This window comes from Streptomonospora sediminis, from assembly GCF_054778995.1.
Genome location: NZ_BAAGYZ010000059.1, coordinates 25762 through 44227, shown reverse-complemented (window position 1 = coordinate 44227; position 18466 = coordinate 25762). Strand labels below are relative to the sequence as shown.

Genomic DNA, 18466 nt, shown 5'->3' with positions numbered 1-18466 from the left:
GTCGTTTCGTTGTTTCTTCTGGGGGGCGACCCCCAGACCCCCGTGCGGTGCTCCGGAACGACGGCTTGCAGGGTGTCGCGCCCCACGCGCACGCATCCGCGACGCCGCGTTGCGGCAGTTCACGCGGCACGGCTTCAAGGGCGCGACCATGCTTCGAGGGCATCGACTATCGAGCCGCCGTCGGCCACCCTGGCCACGATCGAGCGCTGGAGATCCATGAGCAGCAGTGCGGTGTTCGCCATGCGTTGTCAGTCCTTTCAGTGGCGGCATGCCCCTGGCGGTGATCAGATCCGGACGCGCGGCGGATCGGGGCCTGCTGCACCGGGACGCCGGCGGCGGCCGGGCGAGCAGCGCTTGGCGTTGTCCCGCGTCAGCTCGCTCCAGAACGTCCTGCCGTCGTGATGACCGACGTGAAGGCGGCTTGGAGGGAGCCGGCGACCGCTGATGGATCGCCGAGGTAGCCGTTCACCATCGCTCCGTCTCGCAGGAGCATCAGCTGTTTCGCGGCGGACTCGACGTCATCGGCCGCTGCCTCCGCCGCGATGTCGGCGAATTCGTCGAGCATCCAACGGCGGTGTGCGGTTACGGCCGCGCGGACCGGGTCTTCGGGGTCGGCGAACTCCGCCGCAGCGTTGATGAACGCGCACCCCCGGAACCCCGGGCTGCAGCTCGCGGCGCCGATGTCGGTGGCCAGCGCGCGCAGTGACCCGACGGGGTCGTTCTTGCAGCGGACGCTCTGCATCCACTGGCGCTCCGCGGCGGCCTGCCCATCGAGGTATGCCACCACGAGCTCGCTCTTGGTGCGGAAGTGGCGATAGAAGGTGACCTTCGTGATGCCGACCCGCTCGATGACGCGGTCGGCGCTGGTGGCACGGATGCCGTGAGCGTAGAACAGCTCGTTCGCGGCGGTGAGGATACGTGCCCGGGTGCCGGACGCCGATGACCGTGTTGCGGGTTCGGGGGTGTCGACGTGCATCTTCTGCTCCGGTCTTGATCGGGCCGTCTTGCGCCAGCACTGCGATCAGTCTATGGTCATCCATGTAGACGTACTAGTAACTCTACCTTGGGTGGTGTGCGGGGGCATGACGCCGATGTCCGCGCTGCCGCGCACCGCCATTGCGGCTGCGCCGGCGCCGGCCGATCCGGCGACCGCGCGCCAAACCTGCCCGCTGCAGCGCACGCGGGCCCATGCTCGGCCGCTCGGTGGCAACGCCGCCACCAGCCACCACCGCTGCCTGTCCGGCACACGTTTCCACGAAAGAGAGAAGTCATGGTCACGTCCGAAACGACTTCCGCGTCGGCGTTCGCTAAGGCGTTGCGCCGCCTCTACTTCATTCGCTTCGCCTTCGCTGCGGCCTGGGCGGTGCTCGTCTTCCTGGCCTCGACCACCGCCGGGCCTCTTTTGGCGGCCCTGCTGGTCGTCTACCCGCTGTTCGATGCGGCGGCGGTGCTGTGGCAGCTCCGGACCGAGCGCGACCCGCAGCGGCCCAAGACCGCGGAGTGGATCAACGTCGTAGTCAGTGTCATAGTCGCCGTTGCCCTCGGCGCGGCCTCGACCGTGTCCATCGCCGCCGCCCTCGCGGTCTGGGGTGTATGGGCCATCGGCGCCGGGATCCCCCAGCTCGTCACCGCCATTCGCGGCCGGCGCTCCGGAGGCCAGGTGCCCCAGATGCTCAGTGGCGGCATCTCGGTCCTGGCCGGTGCGTCCTTCCTGGCCCAGGCTTTGCAGGGCGGCGGCAACATCGCCGGCGTGGGCGGGTACGCCGCCCTCGGCGGGGTGTTCTTCCTGGTCTCCGCCATCCGCCTGAGCATTCTGCTGCGGAAGCAGGTCTCATGACGCGTGCCGCGGGGCGGGCGTCCGGGTGCGGCCCGCTCGCCGCCGGTCGCGGCACCGAACGCGGCATGCGTGGCGATCGTCGCACTCGGGCCTGCCGGCGCCCGACGCTGTCAGCGCAGGTGCGGTGATGGGCACCAGATGTGCACCAATGTGACCCGATTAGCGGTGTTCGCCAGGATCTACCGCTACAATTGCTGCCGAAGGCAACGATCGACCGGACCACCGAGTCCGCGGATCCGTCGGCATCGGACGCGCAGCGACCGGTCGGCCGGGTGTGGCGAGCCGGGCACGCAGTGTGAAACCACCTCGTTGTTCACGGATTGCCTGCATCAGGACGAAAATACTTGGTGTCGGCAACATTCGGTGGTATTCCACGGAGCGAGCGGCCGTGCGCGTAGAGTGTTGTATGGCGTCCCGCGGGCGGTCCCGGCTTACCCGGTGACCGTTGCGTATTGTATTGGTGTCGGGACGGCAAAATGGTCCTCCGGTGCCAATGGGAGAGTTCAGGTCGGGTTCCATTGGCGGTCATGTCGAGTAGTTAATTCTGCAGTGCGTGAGAATTTGCAGGTGAAGCGGCTCCGGTGGGTCCGGATGCGTTTGCATCTGCGGGTTCCCGCATAGGAGTCGGAGCTCAGTGCGGTAGTCCGCCGCTGACCGGCCCGTTATTCCCGCTGAACTCGCGGTTGACCTGGTCAGCAGCCTTGCGTAGGACGAAACCGGTGGTCGCGGCGCTGCCGGGCGCAGCGGTGCGGCCCCTGGGCGCGGCTACGGGTTCGGTTGCCGAGTTCATTGTTTATGCGTTTTTCCACACTATGGCGATAGATGTCCGATAGAACGCTGGTAAAACCGCGTTTGGGGCTTGCGCGAAGTGTTGCCGGTGGCTTATCTTACGTCCGGGGATGGATGAACGATGCAATGGAAAGGTGCACTGTGTTAAAGAAGACCTGCGCGGTCATCGCACTCGCTGTCGCCGCGGTTCTCGCGCCTTCGATTCCAGCTGCCACCGCTGACTCAGCAGAGGCTGCAACTGCCGGCTTCAACTGGTTCTAGGGGCTTGGCCCCCGGTATCGGGTAGCCGTCCGATGGAGAACGCCGTTTCCCAGCCCGTGCCCCCGGGCGGGAAGCGGCGTTCGCATGCCATCGGGCGACCGGTTCGGGGCCGGTTGGCCCCGCACTGGTTCCACAGCGTCGCCGAACGGGTAGGCAACCGAGCGTGAACCCGCGCCAGCAGTAGAAAGCAGGCGAGACCGGTGTCCGATTCGCCCTCTCGACCGGACGATCCCTCGCCGGACCCGTCCGAGCGTGGCCGCTACCCCGGCGGAAGGGAATACCCGCGGGGCTACCACGCTCCCGGCGGCTACCATCTGCCACCCGATACCGACGAACCCGCGCTGCCGGTGGATCCGCCCCCGCCGCACGAAACCGGACCCGGCTCCGAGCCGCCCGGCGGCGATGGCGCCCCGGTGGCGGCAGAGCGGTTCCGCCGCGACACCCCCGCCCGCCGCAAGGTCATCCCCGAGACCGGTGGAAAGGGTTATTGGCGCCTGGGAATCAGCACGGCGCTGTTCGTCATGATCACGGCCGGATCGGCCGACTACATCCCGGCGACCACCCGCGCCGGGTGGCACCTGGTGTTCTGGGCGCTGCTGGGAACGGCGGCCCTGGCGGCGGTCTACCGCGAGCGGCGCAACGGCTGGGATCCGGCGCCGCGCTGGCCGTGGCCCGCGGCCGCCATCGTGGGCACGGTCCTCACCGAAGTGCTGGTGGCGGCGGTGGGATCGCCAGCGGTCATTGTCGGGTCGGTCGTAGTAGGCGGGATCGGGCTGTTCTTGGTGATGATGTTCGGCTGAGGTGCCGCGGCGGCAGGCTGAGCAGGTGTTGCGGCGCACCCGGCGGTTGGACCGCGCGAACGCTCAGGTGGCCTCGCTGTCGAACGGCGGGCGCTTGCCGTTGAGCTGGGAGGCGGGCCGGCGCTCGGTACCGGAGTCGTCGTCATCGGCTTCCCAGAAGTGCTTCTGCACGAACCGCCGCGGGTTCAGGTCCTGCACGTCGAAGTCCTTGAACTCCGGCCCCAGGCCCTCCCGGATGTCGCTCTTGGCGCTGTCGGCCATGTTCCGCAGCTGCCGCAGCACCCGCCCGATCTGCCCCGCCGCCTTGGGCAACTGGTCGGGGCCGAAGATCAGTAGTGCGAGCAGAGCCAGGGCGATGAACTCGCCCCACCCGATGTTGAACACGCCCGGATCCTCCGATGGCAATTGGTGGTTGCTCCGGCCTCCTAGCAGATTAGCCGGTATTGCGGCGGCGCCGGACAACGGACGGCGACTTGGGGATGACCACCCTTCGCGGCACCGCTCCCACCGGGCCTACCGGTCCGCTGCCGAAACGCCCCCGGCGCTACAGTTGAGCCGTCCGCAGCGGAGCGCAGGATGCGGCGCGCAGCGTCTGCGCCAAGGGAGGTGGCGGTGTCGGGTGGGCGGGTGACCGGTGGGCCGGCCGCGGCAACCCCGGTGGCGGAGACCCCCCTGCGCCGCTGGGCGCGCGGCGTGGTCGACCACCGCTGGTTCCAGGCGGCGATCGTCGTACTGATCCTGCTGAACTCCGCCACGCTGGGCCTGGAAACCTACGTGGACGGTCCCCTCGCGCACGCGGGCGGCCTGCTCATCCTCGCCGAGGTCGTGTTCGTCACCGCTTTCGCCGCCGAGTTGCTGCTCAAGTTCCTCGCCCTCGGCAGGGCGTTCTTCCGCGACCCGTGGAACTGGTTCGACATGGTGGTGGTCGGGATCGCGCTGGTCCCGGCGTCAGCGGGGTTCTCCGTGTTGCGGATGCTGCGTATTCTGCGCATCCTGCGGCTGGTCCGGGTGGTCCCGCAGATGCGCACGATCATCTCGGCGCTGTTCCGTTCGGTTCCGGGCATGGGCACCGTCATCGGCCTACTGCTGATCATCGTGTACACCGCCGCGGTGCTGGGGGAGCGGCTCTTCCACGAGATCGATCCCGAGCACTTCGGCGACCTGGGTACGACCCTGTACACCATGTTCGTACTGCTGACCACCGAGGACTGGCCCGAGGTGGCCCAGCCGGTGCTGGAGCGCGAGCCGATGGCATGGGTGTTCTTCATCGGCTACATCGTGCTGACCGCGTTCATCATGCTGAACCTGGTGATCGGTGTGATCGTCACCGCACTGGAGCAGGAGGTCAACGCCCAGCGCTGGCAGGAGGACCAGGAACTGGAGTTGGCCCAGCACCAATCGGTGATGACACGGCTGGAGGAGCTGACCGAACAGGTGGCCCGGCTCAGTGAGCAGGTGCGGGCGCTGGGCGGCACCGCCGGGGGCGCGGCCGCCGGCAGCGGCGGCGGGCCTGCGGAGTACTCCGGCGGGTCCGCTGAAGCGGCCGCCGCCCTGCCGGATCCGGCGGAACCCGCCGGCTCCGCTGACCGTGCGGGCGGGACCCATGAGAACCATGAGGACACCGGGCCGATGGCCCGTGCGGACGCCGTGAACGGGGATTGAAAAGCAGAAAGCCCTTCGCCCGATAAGCCGGACGAAGGGCCGAGAAACGAATTCAGGCGACGTTAGAGTGCACGCACGTTGGACGCCTGCGGGCCCTTGGGGCCCTGGGTGATCTCGAACTCGACCGACTGGTCCTCTTCCAGGTTCCGGAAGCCGGTACCCGCGATCGCCGAGTAGTGAACGAACACGTCCGGTCCACCGCCTTCAACGGCGATAAAACCGAAACCCTTCTCAGAGTTGAACCACTTCACGGTGCCCTGAGCCATCTGCTCTCCCTTTGGGGACTACTTCGGGGCCGCACCCTGCTGGCCCCGGGTTGCTGAGCGCCCGTCCCCCGGGAGTTCTTGCCCAAACGACCAGCGCCCACGTGAAGTTCCGTGAGGCGCCTGGGCCGTCCATGGAAACTACAACCGCAACCGGTTAGTGAGACTACCAGCCGCCAACACGCGTTGCCGAGTCTTGGCGGCCCGAAAACCAGTGTTCAAAGACCGGTCATTCCACGGTGCCGTTCCTGTTGATTTCACTCCGCCGGCAAGGTAATGAGGAGAATCCGGCCGCCCGCCGGCAGCGGGCGGGCCCGGCTACGCGGCACGCGGATCGGGCCGCCGAACACGCACTAACCACCGCTGCCATTGCCGTAGATCCACGTCTCGAACCACATCCGCTCGGCCCACGAGTCGTAGGGGATGGTCTCGGCGCTGAGAACCGGATACAGATAGGCGAAGTTGGCGATCACCAGCAGCAGCACCACACCGAAGGCCACCCCGCCGACCACCCGGATCCAAGGCGAGTACTCCGGCTGCTTGTCGCCCGCGCCCATGGCCAGCCCCAGCGCCAGCACGATCGCCAGCACCACAAACGGCAGCATCGGCAGCGCGTAGAACACGAACATGGTGCGGTCGGGGTAGGCGAACCACGGCAGCCACCCCGCCGCCACACCCAGCAGCACCGCGCCGGCGCGCCAGTCGCGGTAGGTCACCCACCAGACCAGCATCGCCACGACCGCGATGATGCCCAGCCACCACACCGCCGGTGTGCCGATGCTCAGGATCGTCGTGGAGCAGTCGGGCGCGCCGCAGGTGGCGGGCTGGTCGCTGTAGTAGAACGCCACCGGGGTGCGCATGATGGGCCACTCCCACGGGTGCGACGCGTAGTCGTGCGCCTTCGACAGCCCGCTGTGGAAGGAGTACATCTGCTGGTGGTAGTGGGCCAAGCTGCGCAGCGCGTTGACCGGTGCCTGCACGAGCGCGGGTGCGTTCTCCAGCCACCCGGACATGTTCTGCGCGCCCCACTGGCGGCCGTAACCGCCGCTCGTGGCGAACCAGCCGCTCCAGGTGGCCACATAGGCGGCGGCCGCAACCCCCACCATCTGGAAGAACGCCGGGACGGCGTCGAATCCCAGCCAGCGCAGCGCCGCGCGGTTGTGGCCTGTGCTGCGGCGCGCACCGTAGTCCCAAGCCACGGTCAGCAGCCCGAACGCGGCCAGGTAGAACAGCGCCGACCACTTGCAGCCCACCGCCATGCCCAGGAACAGGCCGGCGGCAACCCGCCACCAGCGCATCCCCAGCCAGTTGGCGGCTCCGGCGCCCTGCTCGGCGGTCCGCGCCAGCCGGGCGCGGTTGCGGTCGCGGTCGATCACCAGGCAGCCGAAACCCGCCAGCATGAAGAACGTCAGGAACATGTCGACCATGGCGATGCGGCTCAGCGTGAAGTGCAGGCCGTCCAGCGCCATGATCAGCCCCGCTGCGCAACCCAGCAGCCACGAGCGCGTCATCCGCTGGGCGATGCGCACCAGCAGCAGCACCGACAGCGCACCGAAGACCGCCGAAGCCAGCCGCCAGCCTTCCGGCTCGACCGCGGCGGTGCCCGGCAGCAGGTCCCACAGCCGCTCGCCGCCCGCGATCAGCCACTTGGCAAGGGGCGGGTGCACCACGAAATCGGCGCCGCCGCTCCAAATGCTGTCGTTGCCCCGCGCGAGCATCGCGTCGGCGCGCTCCAGCGTTTCGTGCTCGTAGCCGAAGACCCACATCGACAGGGCGTTCTTGGCGTAGTAGGTCTCGTCGAAGTAGATCTCGCCGGGCCGACCCAGCCCGATCAGGCGCAGCGCGCCGGCGAACAGGGCCAGCGCCACCGCGCCGACCCACCCCGCCCAGGCCGGCTGCGGCATCGGCGGCACCAAGCGCGAGCGGACCGATGCCCGCCAGCTCGGATCGGGTTCGACGGTGGCTTCGGGTGCGGTGGTGGTCATGTCGGCTCTTAAGGTTGGGGCACGGGTGGTCGGTTTTTTTACCGCGCGGCGGGGCCGCTGCGGATGGGGCCGTGCGGCCGTTCCGGCGCGGCGCGGGTCCGTTCGTCCGTGCGCGTTTCCGGGGCTTGCGCGCTGGGCCCGGTCGGGCCGCCGCGGGGCGGGGCCGCTCTCCGATCCCGGGTCATCCGCAGAACACTCCCTTACCGTAGCGTCTAGAGAATGGGTGCAACGTGACCGCAGGGCCGAGACGGGCCGAGGATCCGGGCGCCGCGCAGCAGCCGGGAACGCTGACTCTGGCGGGACTGCCCATCGGCAACCGCGACGACGCCCCGCCGCGGCTGCTGCGCGCCCTGGCGGGCGCGGACATCATCGCCGCGGAGGATACCCGGCGGCTGCGCCAGTTCGCCGCCCGAGCGGACCTGCGGCTCGGCGGCGAGTCCGGTGCACGGGTGGTCTCCTATTTCGACGCCAACGAGCCCCGCAGAGCCGAGGAGCTGCTCGGTGAGCTGCAGGCGGGCCGCGACGTGCTCGTCGTAACCGATGCGGGCATGCCCGGCGTCTCCGACCCCGGTTACCGGCTGGTGGCGGCGTGTGCCGAGGCCGGCGTGCCGGTGACCGCGGTTCCGGGGCCCACAGCGGTCACCACCGCGCTGGTCCTGTCGGGGCTGCCGACCGACCGGTTCTGCTTCGAGGGGTTCGCCCCCCGCAAGGGGCAGGCCGGCCACTTCGGCGGGCTGGCGGCCGAACGGCGCACCATGGTCTTCTTCGAGAGCCCGCACCGCCTGGCCGCCACGCTGGCGGCCATGGCAGCGGCGTTCGGCCCCGACCGGCGCGCGGCGGTGTGCCGGGAGCTGACCAAGACCTACGAGGAGGTGCGGCGCGGTCCGCTGGCCGAACTGGCCGAATGGGCCGGCGGCCAGATGCGCGGGGAGATCACCATCGTGGTGGCCGGCGCCGACCCCGCAGCCGTGTCCCGCACCCCCGAGGACCTGGCGGCGGCCGTTGCCGAACGCGAGGCCGAAGGCGTCTCACGCAAAGACGCCGTCCGCGAGGTCGCCCGCGAACTCGGGGTACCCAAGCGCGAGGTCTACGACGCCGCACACCGCTGAATAAGCGGCGCCCCGCGGGCCCGGTCCGAAAACCGGCCCCGCGGGGCGGAGGTCGGCGGCCAGGCTTGCCAGGCCTGGCCGGCCCACTGGCCTGCTAGACGACCGCGCCGTCGGTCTGCTCGCGGGCGTTGCGCATTTCCTTGCGCTGCTTGGTGCGCTTCTCGCGGATGACGTGCGGCGGTGCGGTCTTGTCCCAGCGCTGCAGCCACGACGCGAGCGGCGCCGCCACGAACACCGTTGAGAACACACCCGATACCAGGCCGACCAGCATGGCCACGGAGAAGTCGCGCAGCGACGCCCCGCCGAAGACCGCAAGCGTGGCCAGGATGAACACACCGCCGATGGTGGTGTTCACCGTTCGCGGGATGGTGTTCAGGATGGCCGTGTTGGTGATCTTGGCGAAGCTCGACTTGGTGTCGTTGGCCCAATCGTCGCGCACCCGGTCGAACACCACCACCGAGTCGTTCACCGAGAATCCGATAACACTCAGGATGGCCGCGAGGAACACGCCGTCGATGGGCCGGCCCAGCCAGCAGAACAGGCCGATGACCAGGACGATGTCGAACGCCAGCGCCAGCATGGTCGACACACCGAAGGACCAGCGGAACCGCCAGGCCAGGTAGACCATCTGCAGCGCCAGCGCCGCCACCAGCGCGATGAGAGCGCGGTTGCGCAGTTCGTCGCCCATACTGGGGCCGATCTTCTGGTCGGAGATCACCTCGGCGCCGCCGGCTTCGGACGCCAGCGCCCCGCGGATGTCGGCGGCCTCCTCGTCGCTGATCGGTCCGGTGCGCACGGAGAGGTCGCCGTCGCCGGACTCCTGCACGACCGCGTTGGGGAACCCGGTTTCGGTGATGGCGTCGCGCGCATCACTGGTGCTGATGCTCTGCTCGGTCGTGAAGTCCATGACCCGGCCGCCGGTGAACTCGACGCCGAAGTTGGGCGTGCGGATCAGCACGCCGGCCACCGCCACGACGGCGATCATCGCCGCGATGCCCAGCCACAGCTTGCCGCGCGACATCAGGTCGGGGTTGCGCTTGATCAGCCAGGTGCGCACCGTGCTGATCTTGGAGATGCCGGTGACGGCAGGGCGCTTCTGGACGGCCTTGCGCCGCACCGCCCATTCGACCAGCACTCGGGCGATCACCAGGGCCGACACCATCGAGGCGATGGTGCCCAGGCCCAGGGTCACACCGAAGCCCCGCACCGTGCCCGACGCGAAGACGAACAGCAGCGCCGCGGCGATGAGCGTGGTGATGTTGGTGTCGACCACCGCACTCCAGGCCTTCTGCGAGCCCTGGACGAACGCCTTCTGCAGGTTCGGCGGGATCGCCCGGCGCCTGCGGCGCGAGAGCGCACCCCCCGACCCGGACTCGGTTTCGGTATCGCCCGCGTCGGCCATGCCCGCGGACTTGTTGGCCCGGTAGACCTTGTCCTGCTGCTGGTACTCCTCGCGCGCTCGTTCGAAAATGAGCACGTTGGCGTCGATGGCCATGCCGATGGCCAGCACGAACCCGGCCAAGCCGGGCAGCGTGAGCGTCGCGCTCAGCGCCACCAGTGCCGCGTAGGCGATCAGCGTGTAGCAGGCCAGCGCCAGCGAGGCCAGGAAGCCGACGAGGCGGTAGGCGACGCAGATGTAGATGCCGGTCAGCACGATGCCGACAGCGCCGGCGATGAGGCTGGCCTTGATGGCGTCGGCGCCCAGGGTCGGGCCGACGGTCTGGCGCTGGACCTCGGTGACCGGCAGCGGCAGCGAGCCGCCTTCGATCAGCACGGCCAGGTCTTCCGCGCTCTCCTGGTTGAACGTGCTACTGGTGATGGTGGTCTGGCCGCCGGTCTGGCCGACGTCGCAGGCGGTGTCCTGGGTGACCTCGGGCGAGGAGATGACCTTGTCGTCCAGCACGATGGCGACCCTGCGCTGGGGCTGGCCGGGGTCGGCACAGGCGGCCTTGCCGGTGAGGTCGGCCCAGGCGTCGTCGCCGCTGCCCTTGAAGTTGACGTTGACCTGCCACTGGGTCTGCGTGGCCGGGTCGAGAACGGCTTCGGCACTGGCGACCTGGTCGCCCTGGATCCGGGACTTGCCGAGCTGGAGCTGCTGGCCCTGCTCGTCGGCCAGGGTGCGGGCGACCTTGTCGGGGTCGGCCGCCTGCTGCTGCGGAGCGCCTCCGGCGCCGGCACCGCCGCCCTGGCCCTGCATGAGCTGCTCAAGCTGCTCCTGCTGTTCCTGGGTCATCTCGCCGGAGCCGCCGCCTTCGCCCCCGGAACCGCCGGAACCGCCGTCTCCGGAGCCGCCCTGGCCGTCGGTGGGCGCGCGGGCCTCATCGGCCGGAGCGTTGGCGGAGTCGCCGCCTGCACCGCCGCCCGCGGCGCCGGGCATGCCGCCCATGCCACCGGGCATGCCCATGCCACCGCCCTGCGACGGCTGGATACCGAGCACCGGGTGGAAGGTGAGCTGCGCGGTCTGGCCGAGGATGTCGGCGGCCTCGGCGGGGTCCTGCACACCGGGCAGTTCGACGATGATGCGGTTCTCGCCGGAGCGCGACATCGTGGCTTCGCTGACGCCGAGGCTGTCGATGCGCTCGCGCAGCACCTCGATGACCTGGTCGGTGTTTTCGGCGTTGGCCTCGGTGCCGTCGCGGCCTTCCTGGGTTTCCAGGACGAATTGGGTGCCGCCGCTGAGGTCGAGCCCCAGCTTCGGCGGTATGAACCATGCGGCACCGAAGGCGCCGATGATGATGGCGAGGGAGACGATGCCGCGCAACCAGCGCGTCCCGGCTCCCGATTGGGTGGACAATTGACTACCTTTCACGAACATTCATGCAGACTCGGCGGCGGGCGGCGCGCCCGGCCGCTGTTGGACGGGTTCACATGTGTTCGGTGAAGGGCGGCGCCCGGCCGAAAGGCAGCGCGAAGGCGCCGTTGAGATCGGGCATGTCCTCCGAGCCGGGCGGCGCCACCCGGGCCCAGGGGCGGCCGAGGTCGGCGATCCAGGGCAGCACGGGAGTGTAGGCATCGGGGTGGTCGCGCACCATCGGTCGGTGGTCGGTGCTCCACGATGTCAGCGCGACCGCCACTGCGCCGGAGTCGCGTTCGGCCAGTAGGGTGCGGTCCCGATCGGAGTCTTCGGACCCGGAATCGGATCGGGATCCGGACCTGGAACCGGAATCGGGGTCGGGCCGGGGCTCGGGCCGCGGTTGCGGCATGGCGCCGACCGCCAGCGGTGCGTGCCGCGCCGCCTGTGCGGGCATCGCGGCCGCGCTCGGCGACAGCGGGGCACCGACCAGCAGCAGGGCTGTCGCGACGAGCGACGCCAGGGCACGGAAGACCATGGCGACCACCGTGACCACCGCCTTCGTCGAACATGGGCCGCGGGCCGTCTGCGGGCCCGGCGCGGCGGCCGGGCGAGCGCTTACTATCGGCAAACGAGCCTAAGCGCCAACACTACCGACGTGCGAGCCCCCTGCGCGCCGTGGCGGCTCGGCCTGCCGAGGCCGCGCGGGTCTGCCGGCAGCCGGCAGGGCACTGTGCGGCGCGCCGCATGCGGGGGCCGCAAGGGCGAGCGGTGCCCCTGCGGCCTCGGGAACGTGCGGCGGGAAGCGGGGTGCCGGGCGGCGGCTCCGGCCGCGGCGGTTTCCACAGGCGCACCGATCGGGGTGAATCGCGGCCCCGGCCCCCTTAGGCTTGGGGCATGTCGTCGAAACGCCACATCCTGACCGCGGTGGCCTGGCCCTACGCCAACGGCCCCCGCCACATTGGGCACGTCTCCGGGTTCGGGGTCCCCTCCGACGTCTTCGCGCGGTTCCAGCGAATGTCCGGGCACGAGGTCCTGATGGTCAGCGGCACCGACGAGCACGGCACGCCGGTGCAGGTCCAGGCCGACCAAGAGGGCGCCACCCCGCGCGAACTCGCCGACCGCTACAACCGGGTCATCGTCGAGGACCTGGTCGCGCTCGGGCTGTCCTACGACCTGTTCACCCGCACCACCACCGGCAACCACTACGCCGTCGCCCAGGAACTGTTCACCGGGCTCTACAACAACGGCTACATCTTCACCCACACCACCAAGGGCGCCATGTCGCCCTCAACCGGCCGCACGCTGCCCGACCGCTACATCGAGGGCACCTGCCCCATCTGCGGCTACGCAAGCGCACGCGGCGACCAGTGCGACAACTGCGGCAACCAGCTCGACCCTCTCGACCTCATCGACCCGGTCTCGAAGGTCAACGGCGAAACCCCGCGGTTCGTCGACACCGAACACTTCATGCTGGACCTTCCCGCGTTCACTGAGGCCCTGGGCGCCTACCTGCAGTCCAAGTCCGGCCAGTGGCGGCCCAACGTGCTGAAGTTCTCGCTGAACCTGCTCGACGACCTCCAGCCCCGGGCGGTCACCCGCGACCTCAACTGGGGCGTGCCGATCCCGCTCGAAGGCTGGAACGAAAACGCCAACAAGCGGCTGTACGTGTGGTTCGACGCGGTCATCGGCTACCTGTCCGCGGCCGTCGAATGGGCGCAGCGCACCGGTAGCCCCGATGCCTGGCGCCGCTGGTGGCAGGACTCGCAGGCCGAGGGCTACTACTTCATGGGCAAGGACAACATCGTCTTCCACGCCGAGATCTGGCCCGCCATGCTCATGGGCTACAACGGGCTCGGCGACCGCGGCGGCGAACCCGGCCGGCTGGGTGCGATGAACCTGCCCACCGAGGTCGTGTCCAGCGAGTTCCTCACCATGGAGGGGCGCAAGTTCTCCTCGTCGCGGCGCGTGGCCATCTACGTCCGCGAGTTCCTGGAGCGCTACTCCGCCGACGCGCTGCGCTACTACATCATCGCGGCCGGACCCGAAACCCAGGACACCGACTTCACCTGGGCCGAGTTCGTCCGGCGGAACAACGACGAACTCGTCGCCGCATGGGGCAACCTGGTCAACCGGTCGATCTCCATGGCCGCCAAGTACGTCGGCGCCATCCCCGAGGCCGGCGAACTCACCGACGACGACCGCCGCGTGCTGGCCGGTTCCGCGGCCGCGTTCGACGCCGTCGGCGAGCACTTGAACCACTCCCGCTTCAAGCTGGGCCTGCAGGAGGCCATGCGCACCGTCGCCGAGGCCAACAAGTACATCTCCGACCAGGCACCCTGGGCGCTGCGCAAGACCGATACCGAGCGGATGCATACGGTGCTGCACGTTGCGCTGCAACTCGTCCGCGATGCCAACGCCCTGCTCACCCCGTTCCTGCCGGCGTCGGCCAACAAGGTCCACGCCATGCTGGGCGGTACCGGCGTGTGGTCGGGTATGCCGCGCATCGCCACCGCCACCGATACCATCGGCGGCGACCCCGAACCCAGCGAGTACCCGGTCATCACCGGCGACTACGCCGACGACCAGGCCGCGTGGGAATCCGTGCCGATCCGGCCGGGTACCGCACTGGCGCCCCCCACGCCGCTGTTCACCAAGCTCGACCCCGCCGTGGCCGACGAAGAAGTGGCCCGGCTTGAGGAAGCCGCGCGGTAACGGCAGGCCGGCGGCACCGCCCGGCGGCCGCCCGGTCCCGGCCGGGCGCCGCCCGGCAACGGGTGCCCGGCCTTGGCCGGCGGGCACAGCGGTTGGCTGCCCCGGTGGCCAACCGCTGCGCCCGCCGGTGCCGCCCCGCCAATCCGGCCCGCAAGCACCCGTGTGCGGCCCGCGGCACCGGCGCGGCACCGACGGCACGGACCAGCAAGCGATGGAGTGAAACGACCGATGGGCAAGCGAAGCGGCAGCGCCGTGCGGAACCGGAACGCCCAGACCCCGCCCGAGGCGCCTGAGCCGCTGCGGGTGGCCGTGGGCGACAGCCACACCCACATGGACATGCAGACCCCCGATGTCCCCGAGATCATCGCGGCGGCCGAGGCCGTCGGCGTCACCCCGCTGATGCAGGTCGGGGTCGACCTCGCGTCCTCGCAGTGGGCCGCCGACATCGCCGCCGAACACCCCACGGTCTGGGCGGCCGCCGCGCTGCACCCCAACGAGGCTCCCCGCATCGTGCACGGCGACGGCGCAGCGGGCGTTGAGGCCGACGACACCGACTGGGCCGGCAAGGCCCGCCCGCCCGAAGGATTCGCCGGGCTCGACACCGCCCTGGCCGGGATCGACCGGCTGGCCGCGCTGCCGCAGGTCCGCGCGGTCGGCGAGACCGGCCTCGACTACTACCGCACCGGTGCCGAGGGCATGGCGGCCCAGCAGGAGTCGTTCCGGCGCCATATCGCCATCGCCAAACGGCACGGCACGGCGCTGATGATCCACGACCGCGACGCCCACGAGGACGTGCTGGCCATCCTCGCCGAGGAAGGCGCACCCGAGACCGTGGTGTTCCACTGCTTCTCCGGCGACGCCGAGATGGCCAAGATCTGCGCCGCCAACGGCTACTTCATGAGCTTCGCGGGCAACGTCACCTTCGCCAGCGCCGAACCCCTCCGCGAGGCCGCAGCGCTGGCACCCGCCGAACTTGTGCTCGTCGAGACCGACGCGCCCTTCCTCACACCCAAGCCCTACCGGGGCCGGCCCAACGCTCCTTACCTTGTGCCCCACACGCTGCGCGCCCTTGCCGCGGCCAAGGGCATGGCCGAAGACGACCTGGCCACCGCCGTCGCGGCGAACGGTCGGCGCGCCTTCGGGCTGGACCGCCCCGCATAACAGCAGGCTCCCGGGCCGCTGGGGAGCCGGGTTGGCCGGTGGCCGGGTCCGTTACTCCGGTTCGCCCTCCGGCGCTGCGGTAAGGCCGTCCAGGCCCCACTCCGCCAGGGTCGCGCCGAGGCCGGGTTCGCAGAACCCCGGGTCGCGGGTGGCGCGGCCCGGGGTGCGGTCGAAACGGGGAGCCGGGCCCGGGTACAGCCGGCCGTCGTTGCGCACCACCGAGCCTCGGGCGCGCACGTGCGGGTGGTCGGCGGCCTCGGCCATCGACAGCACCGGCTGTACGCACGCGTCGGTATCCCCGAACACCGCGGCCCACTCGTCGCGCGTGCGGGTGCGCAGCACCTCGGCGAAACGTGTGCGCAGCACGGGCCAGTTCTCGCGGTCCCACTGGCCGGGCAGGTCGGCTTCAGCCAGCCCGACCCCCGCCAGGAAGGCCGCGTAGAACTGCGGCTCGATGCAGCCCACCGAGACGTGGCGGCCGTCGGCGCACTCGTAGACGTCGTACCAGGGGGCGCCGGTGTCGAGGTAGTTGGTGCCGCGTTCGTCGGTCCACGCGCCGCGCTCGCGGTCCTCGTAGACCATGGACATCAGCAGGGCGCTGCCGTCGACCATGGCGGCGTCGACCACCTGGCCGCGGCCCGATGTCTGGCGCTCCACCAGCGCGCTGAGGATTCCGGTCACCACGAACATGGTGCCGCCGCCGAAATCGCCGAGCAGGTTGACCGGAGGGACCGGTGGGCCGCCGCGGCGGCCGATGCTGTGCAGCGCGCCGTTGAGGGATATGTAGTTCATGTCGTGGCCGGCCACCTGGGCCAGCGGCCCGTCCTGGCCCCACCCGGTCATTCGGGCGTAGACCAGCCGCGGGTTGAGCTCCAGGCAGGTGTCGGGTCCCAGCGCGCGCCGCTCCATGACGCCCGGGCGGAAGCCCTCCAGCAGCACGTCTGCGGCGGCCACCACCTGCCGCGCGGTGGACAGGCCCTCCTCCGACTTCAGGTCCGCTTCCAGCACGGGCCGACCGGCGCTCATGTGCGGACGGTTGCCCTGGCGGGCGGCTTCGGCGGCGCCGGGCCGGTCCAGCCGGACGACCGACGCGCCGAGGTCGGCGAGCAGCATGGCGGCCATGGGCCCGGGACCGATCCCGGCGAACTCCACGACCCGGATTCCGTGCAAGGGACCCATTGGCGACCTTTCCTGGGGCGGCGATCCGGGAACAGGGGCCAACGCTAGCAAGCGGAGATCCGGCGGCACGATGCCCCGCTATCCGGATTCGGTCAGACCGAAAGCGCCTTGGCAAGGGGTGTGATACTTTCCCGTACGCGGCCGTGGTCGGATGAGGCACTCTCAGCCCCCGACTGCCGCGAGCCGCCCGCCGGAGACCCCCGCATCCTCCGGCCCGCGCGCCTGAGAATCCCCTCCCGTCCGTGAGCGATCGCGAAGGCCGAGACCAACGTGCGTAGTCCGTCGAACCGCGGTTCCCACCGCGGCAGCCGCAGGGCGCCGAGCAAGCCGGGCCGCTCCGAACAGCAGGGCACCGGCCACGGCGCCGCCCCGCCGCCCGGAACGCCGGACAACCCGGCGTACCCGCAAGGCCCGGGACACCCGGAATACCCGGCGGCCGCCGGGTACGGCCCCGGTAACGCCTCCGGAGCAGGGCCCGCCGGCCCTGCCGGTACCGCGCCGCAGCAGGCGGTCGACGGCGCAACGGCCGCCTTTGCCGCCGCCGGCCCGGCGCCCGGCGGCCGGGGCGGCGGCAAGGGTGGAAATGGTGGCAAAGGCGGCAAGCGTTCCGGCGGGTTCCCGGGGTTCGGGATGCCCGACGTGCCGCTGCTGCGGTCCCGCGGCGCAGTGGTCGGTGTGCTCGCCGCGGTGGTGCTGCTCCTGGTCGGTGGCGGCACCGCTTTTGCCATGGACCAGCGCATCACCCTCAACGTTGACGGCGAACAGCAGACAGTGCACACCTACGGGTCGACCGTCCAGGACGTGCTCGACTCCGCCGGCGTGACGCTGAGCAAGCACGACGCGGTCGCGCCTTCCCCGGATTCCGAAATCGGCCGGGGCGCCAACATCCTGGTGCGGTCGGGCCGCGAGCTGACACTGAACGTCGACGGGAAGTCGAAGAAGCACTGGGTGACCGCCCTGACGGTCGGCGAGGCCCTGAACCAGATCGGCAGGGACCCCGAGTCGCTGAAACTGTCCGTCGACTCGGACAAGGCGATCCCGATGTCGGGCCTGGAGGTCGAGGGGACCGCCGCCCGCAGGGTGGTCATCCTGCGCGACCGGGTCCGGACCGAGACCGCCACCACCGCGCAAACGGTCGAGCAGGTCCTCAAAGACCACGGGATCACCCTGGGCGAGCACGACAAGGTCGATCCCAAGGCCGGCACCAAGCCCGAAGACGGCATGATCATCAACGTCACCCAGATCATCGGCGAGCCCCAGACCGAAGAGGTCCCGATCGAGGCCGAGGTCGAGGAGCGGGAGAACCCGGACCTGCCCGAGGGCGAGGAGAAGGTCGTCAAGAAGCCCAAGGACGGCGTCAAAAAGGTCACCACCGCCAAGATCATGAAGGGCGGCGTGGAGACCGAGAAGGTCATCAAGGAGAAGGTGGTCAAGAAGCCGGTCAAGGGCATCACCGAGATCGGCACCAAGCCCGAGGAACCCGAGATCGACACCTCCGGCGAAGCCTCCAGCCTCAACTGGTCCGCGCTGGCCGAGTGCGAATCGGGCGGCGACCCCACCGCGACCAACCCCGCGGGCTACTACGGGCTCTACCAGTTCTCCATGGCGTCGTGGGAGTCGGCGGGCGGCTCGGGCAACCCGGCCGACGCCAGCGCCAGCGAGCAGACCATGCGCGCGCAGAAGCTCTACGACATGGTCAACGGCAACTGGCAGGGCCAATGGCCCGAATGCGGCAAGCACCTGTTCGACTAGCCTGTTCAATTGGACACGGGTCCGCTCGGCGGCCTTTCCCGCGGTCGTCTCATGGGTGGCCTGGACCGGCCCGACCGACACGGGTCCGCTGAGCGGCCTTGCCCGCTGTCGGCCACAGGCGGTCTGAACTTGGAAAGCGGCAGCAACGGCCGCAGGAGGCGG

General features: G+C 70.2%; 15 protein-coding genes. 7 read left to right on the top strand and 8 right to left on the bottom strand.

The annotated features are described in order from the left end of the window. Positions 1-370: 370 nt before the first annotated feature. Positions 371-976, bottom strand: coding sequence for a TetR/AcrR family transcriptional regulator (locus ACYVD5_RS12590; RefSeq protein WP_461001181.1), 606 nt, complete (start codon positions 974-976; stop codon positions 371-373). Between the two features lie 294 nt (positions 977-1270). On the opposite strand from ACYVD5_RS12590, the gene ACYVD5_RS12585 reads away from it, so the two are divergent. Then, positions 1271-1837: a hypothetical protein gene (locus ACYVD5_RS12585; protein ID WP_461001180.1), complete on the top strand. Its 567-nt coding sequence runs from the start codon at positions 1271-1273 to the stop codon at positions 1835-1837. A gap of 631 nt (positions 1838-2468) precedes the next feature. Here the strand turns inward: ACYVD5_RS12585 and ACYVD5_RS12580 are convergent. Further along, positions 2469-2627 carry a hypothetical protein gene (locus tag ACYVD5_RS12580; RefSeq protein WP_461001179.1) on the bottom strand — a complete coding sequence of 53 codons (159 nt, stop codon included), beginning with the start codon at positions 2625-2627 and terminating at the stop codon, positions 2469-2471. A gap of 460 nt (positions 2628-3087) precedes the next feature. On the opposite strand from ACYVD5_RS12580, the gene ACYVD5_RS12575 reads away from it, so the two are divergent. Next, positions 3088-3687 (top strand): hypothetical protein, encoded by a 600-nt coding sequence (locus ACYVD5_RS12575; protein WP_461001178.1) that lies wholly within the window; start codon positions 3088-3090, stop codon positions 3685-3687. 63 nt (positions 3688-3750) lie between these two features. Here the strand turns inward: ACYVD5_RS12575 and ACYVD5_RS12570 are convergent, their stop codons facing one another. Continuing rightward, positions 3751-4071 (bottom strand): sec-independent translocase, encoded by a 321-nt coding sequence (locus tag ACYVD5_RS12570; RefSeq protein ID WP_461001177.1) that lies wholly within the window; start codon positions 4069-4071, stop codon positions 3751-3753. Positions 4072-4344: 273 nt separating this feature from the next. On the opposite strand from ACYVD5_RS12570, the gene ACYVD5_RS12565 reads away from it, so the two are divergent. Beyond that, positions 4345-5349: an ion transporter gene (locus tag ACYVD5_RS12565; RefSeq protein ID WP_461001176.1), complete on the top strand. Its 1005-nt coding sequence runs from the start codon at positions 4345-4347 to the stop codon at positions 5347-5349. A 62-nt stretch (positions 5350-5411) separates the two neighbouring features. Here ACYVD5_RS12565 and ACYVD5_RS12560 read toward each other — a convergent pair whose 3' ends face one another. Both ACYVD5_RS12560 and ACYVD5_RS12555 read right to left on the bottom strand, forming a co-directional pair. Continuing rightward, the gene (locus tag ACYVD5_RS12560; protein WP_067975405.1) at positions 5412-5615 is read right to left on the bottom strand and encodes a cold-shock protein; all 204 of its coding nucleotides are present in this window, start codon (positions 5613-5615) and stop codon (positions 5412-5414) included. A gap of 350 nt (positions 5616-5965) precedes the next feature. Continuing rightward, positions 5966-7597: a dolichyl-phosphate-mannose--protein mannosyltransferase gene (locus ACYVD5_RS12555; protein WP_461001175.1), complete on the bottom strand. Its 1632-nt coding sequence runs from the start codon at positions 7595-7597 to the stop codon at positions 5966-5968. 230 nt (positions 7598-7827) lie between these two features. On the opposite strand from ACYVD5_RS12555, the gene rsmI reads away from it, so the two are divergent. Continuing rightward, positions 7828-8706, top strand: a complete 879-nt coding sequence (rsmI, locus tag ACYVD5_RS12550) for a 16S rRNA (cytidine(1402)-2'-O)-methyltransferase (RefSeq protein WP_461001174.1) — start codon at positions 7828-7830, stop codon at positions 8704-8706. A gap of 94 nt (positions 8707-8800) precedes the next feature. On the opposite strand, the gene secD is transcribed toward rsmI, so the two are convergent. Then, the gene (gene secD, locus ACYVD5_RS12545; RefSeq protein ID WP_461001173.1) at positions 8801-11500 is read right to left on the bottom strand and encodes a protein translocase subunit SecD; all 2700 of its coding nucleotides are present in this window, start codon (positions 11498-11500) and stop codon (positions 8801-8803) included. A 70-nt stretch (positions 11501-11570) separates the two neighbouring features. After that, positions 11571-12035, bottom strand: coding sequence for a hypothetical protein (locus ACYVD5_RS12540; RefSeq protein ID WP_461001172.1), 465 nt, complete (start codon positions 12033-12035; stop codon positions 11571-11573). Positions 12036-12394: 359 nt separating this feature from the next. On the opposite strand from ACYVD5_RS12540, the gene metG reads away from it, so the two are divergent. Both metG and ACYVD5_RS12530 read left to right on the top strand, forming a co-directional pair. After that, positions 12395-14212, top strand: coding sequence for a methionine--tRNA ligase (gene metG, locus ACYVD5_RS12535; protein ID WP_461001171.1), 1818 nt, complete (start codon positions 12395-12397; stop codon positions 14210-14212). Between the two features lie 228 nt (positions 14213-14440). Beyond that, complete coding sequence (locus ACYVD5_RS12530) at positions 14441-15373, top strand: TatD family hydrolase (protein ID WP_461001170.1); 933 nt, start codon at positions 14441-14443, stop codon at positions 15371-15373. A 51-nt stretch (positions 15374-15424) separates the two neighbouring features. Here ACYVD5_RS12530 and ACYVD5_RS12525 read toward each other — a convergent pair whose 3' ends face one another. After that, a complete protein-coding gene (locus ACYVD5_RS12525; RefSeq protein WP_461001169.1) occupies positions 15425-16552 on the bottom strand; it encodes a CaiB/BaiF CoA transferase family protein in 1128 nt (375 codons plus the stop codon). A gap of 270 nt (positions 16553-16822) precedes the next feature. On the opposite strand from ACYVD5_RS12525, the gene ACYVD5_RS12520 reads away from it, so the two are divergent. Next, entirely contained in the window at positions 16823-18304 is a 1482-nt protein-coding gene (locus ACYVD5_RS12520) for a ubiquitin-like domain-containing protein (RefSeq protein WP_461001168.1), read from the top strand. Positions 18305-18466 lie beyond the last annotated feature (162 nt).

What these genes read in the sequence shown, in the direction of transcription:
- ACYVD5_RS12590 (WP_461001181.1), bottom strand. Translation starts at nt 976, where the DNA reads ATGCACGTCGACACCCCCGAACCCGCAACACGGTCATCGGCGTCCGGC.
- ACYVD5_RS12585 (WP_461001180.1), top strand. Translation starts at nt 1,271, where the DNA reads ATGGTCACGTCCGAAACGACTTCCGCGTCGGCGTTCGCTAAGGCGTTG.
- ACYVD5_RS12580 (WP_461001179.1), bottom strand. Translation starts at nt 2,627, where the DNA reads ATGAACTCGGCAACCGAACCCGTAGCCGCGCCCAGGGGCCGCACCGCT.
- ACYVD5_RS12560 (WP_067975405.1), bottom strand. Translation starts at nt 5,615, where the DNA reads ATGGCTCAGGGCACCGTGAAGTGGTTCAACTCTGAGAAGGGTTTCGGT.
- ACYVD5_RS12555 (WP_461001175.1), bottom strand. Translation starts at nt 7,597, where the DNA reads ATGACCACCACCGCACCCGAAGCCACCGTCGAACCCGATCCGAGCTGG.
- ACYVD5_RS12540 (WP_461001172.1), bottom strand. Translation starts at nt 12,035, where the DNA reads ATGGTCTTCCGTGCCCTGGCGTCGCTCGTCGCGACAGCCCTGCTGCTG.
- metG (WP_461001171.1), top strand. Translation starts at nt 12,395, where the DNA reads ATGTCGTCGAAACGCCACATCCTGACCGCGGTGGCCTGGCCCTACGCC.
- ACYVD5_RS12530 (WP_461001170.1), top strand. Translation starts at nt 14,441, where the DNA reads ATGGGCAAGCGAAGCGGCAGCGCCGTGCGGAACCGGAACGCCCAGACC.
- ACYVD5_RS12525 (WP_461001169.1), bottom strand. Translation starts at nt 16,552, where the DNA reads ATGGGTCCCTTGCACGGAATCCGGGTCGTGGAGTTCGCCGGGATCGGT.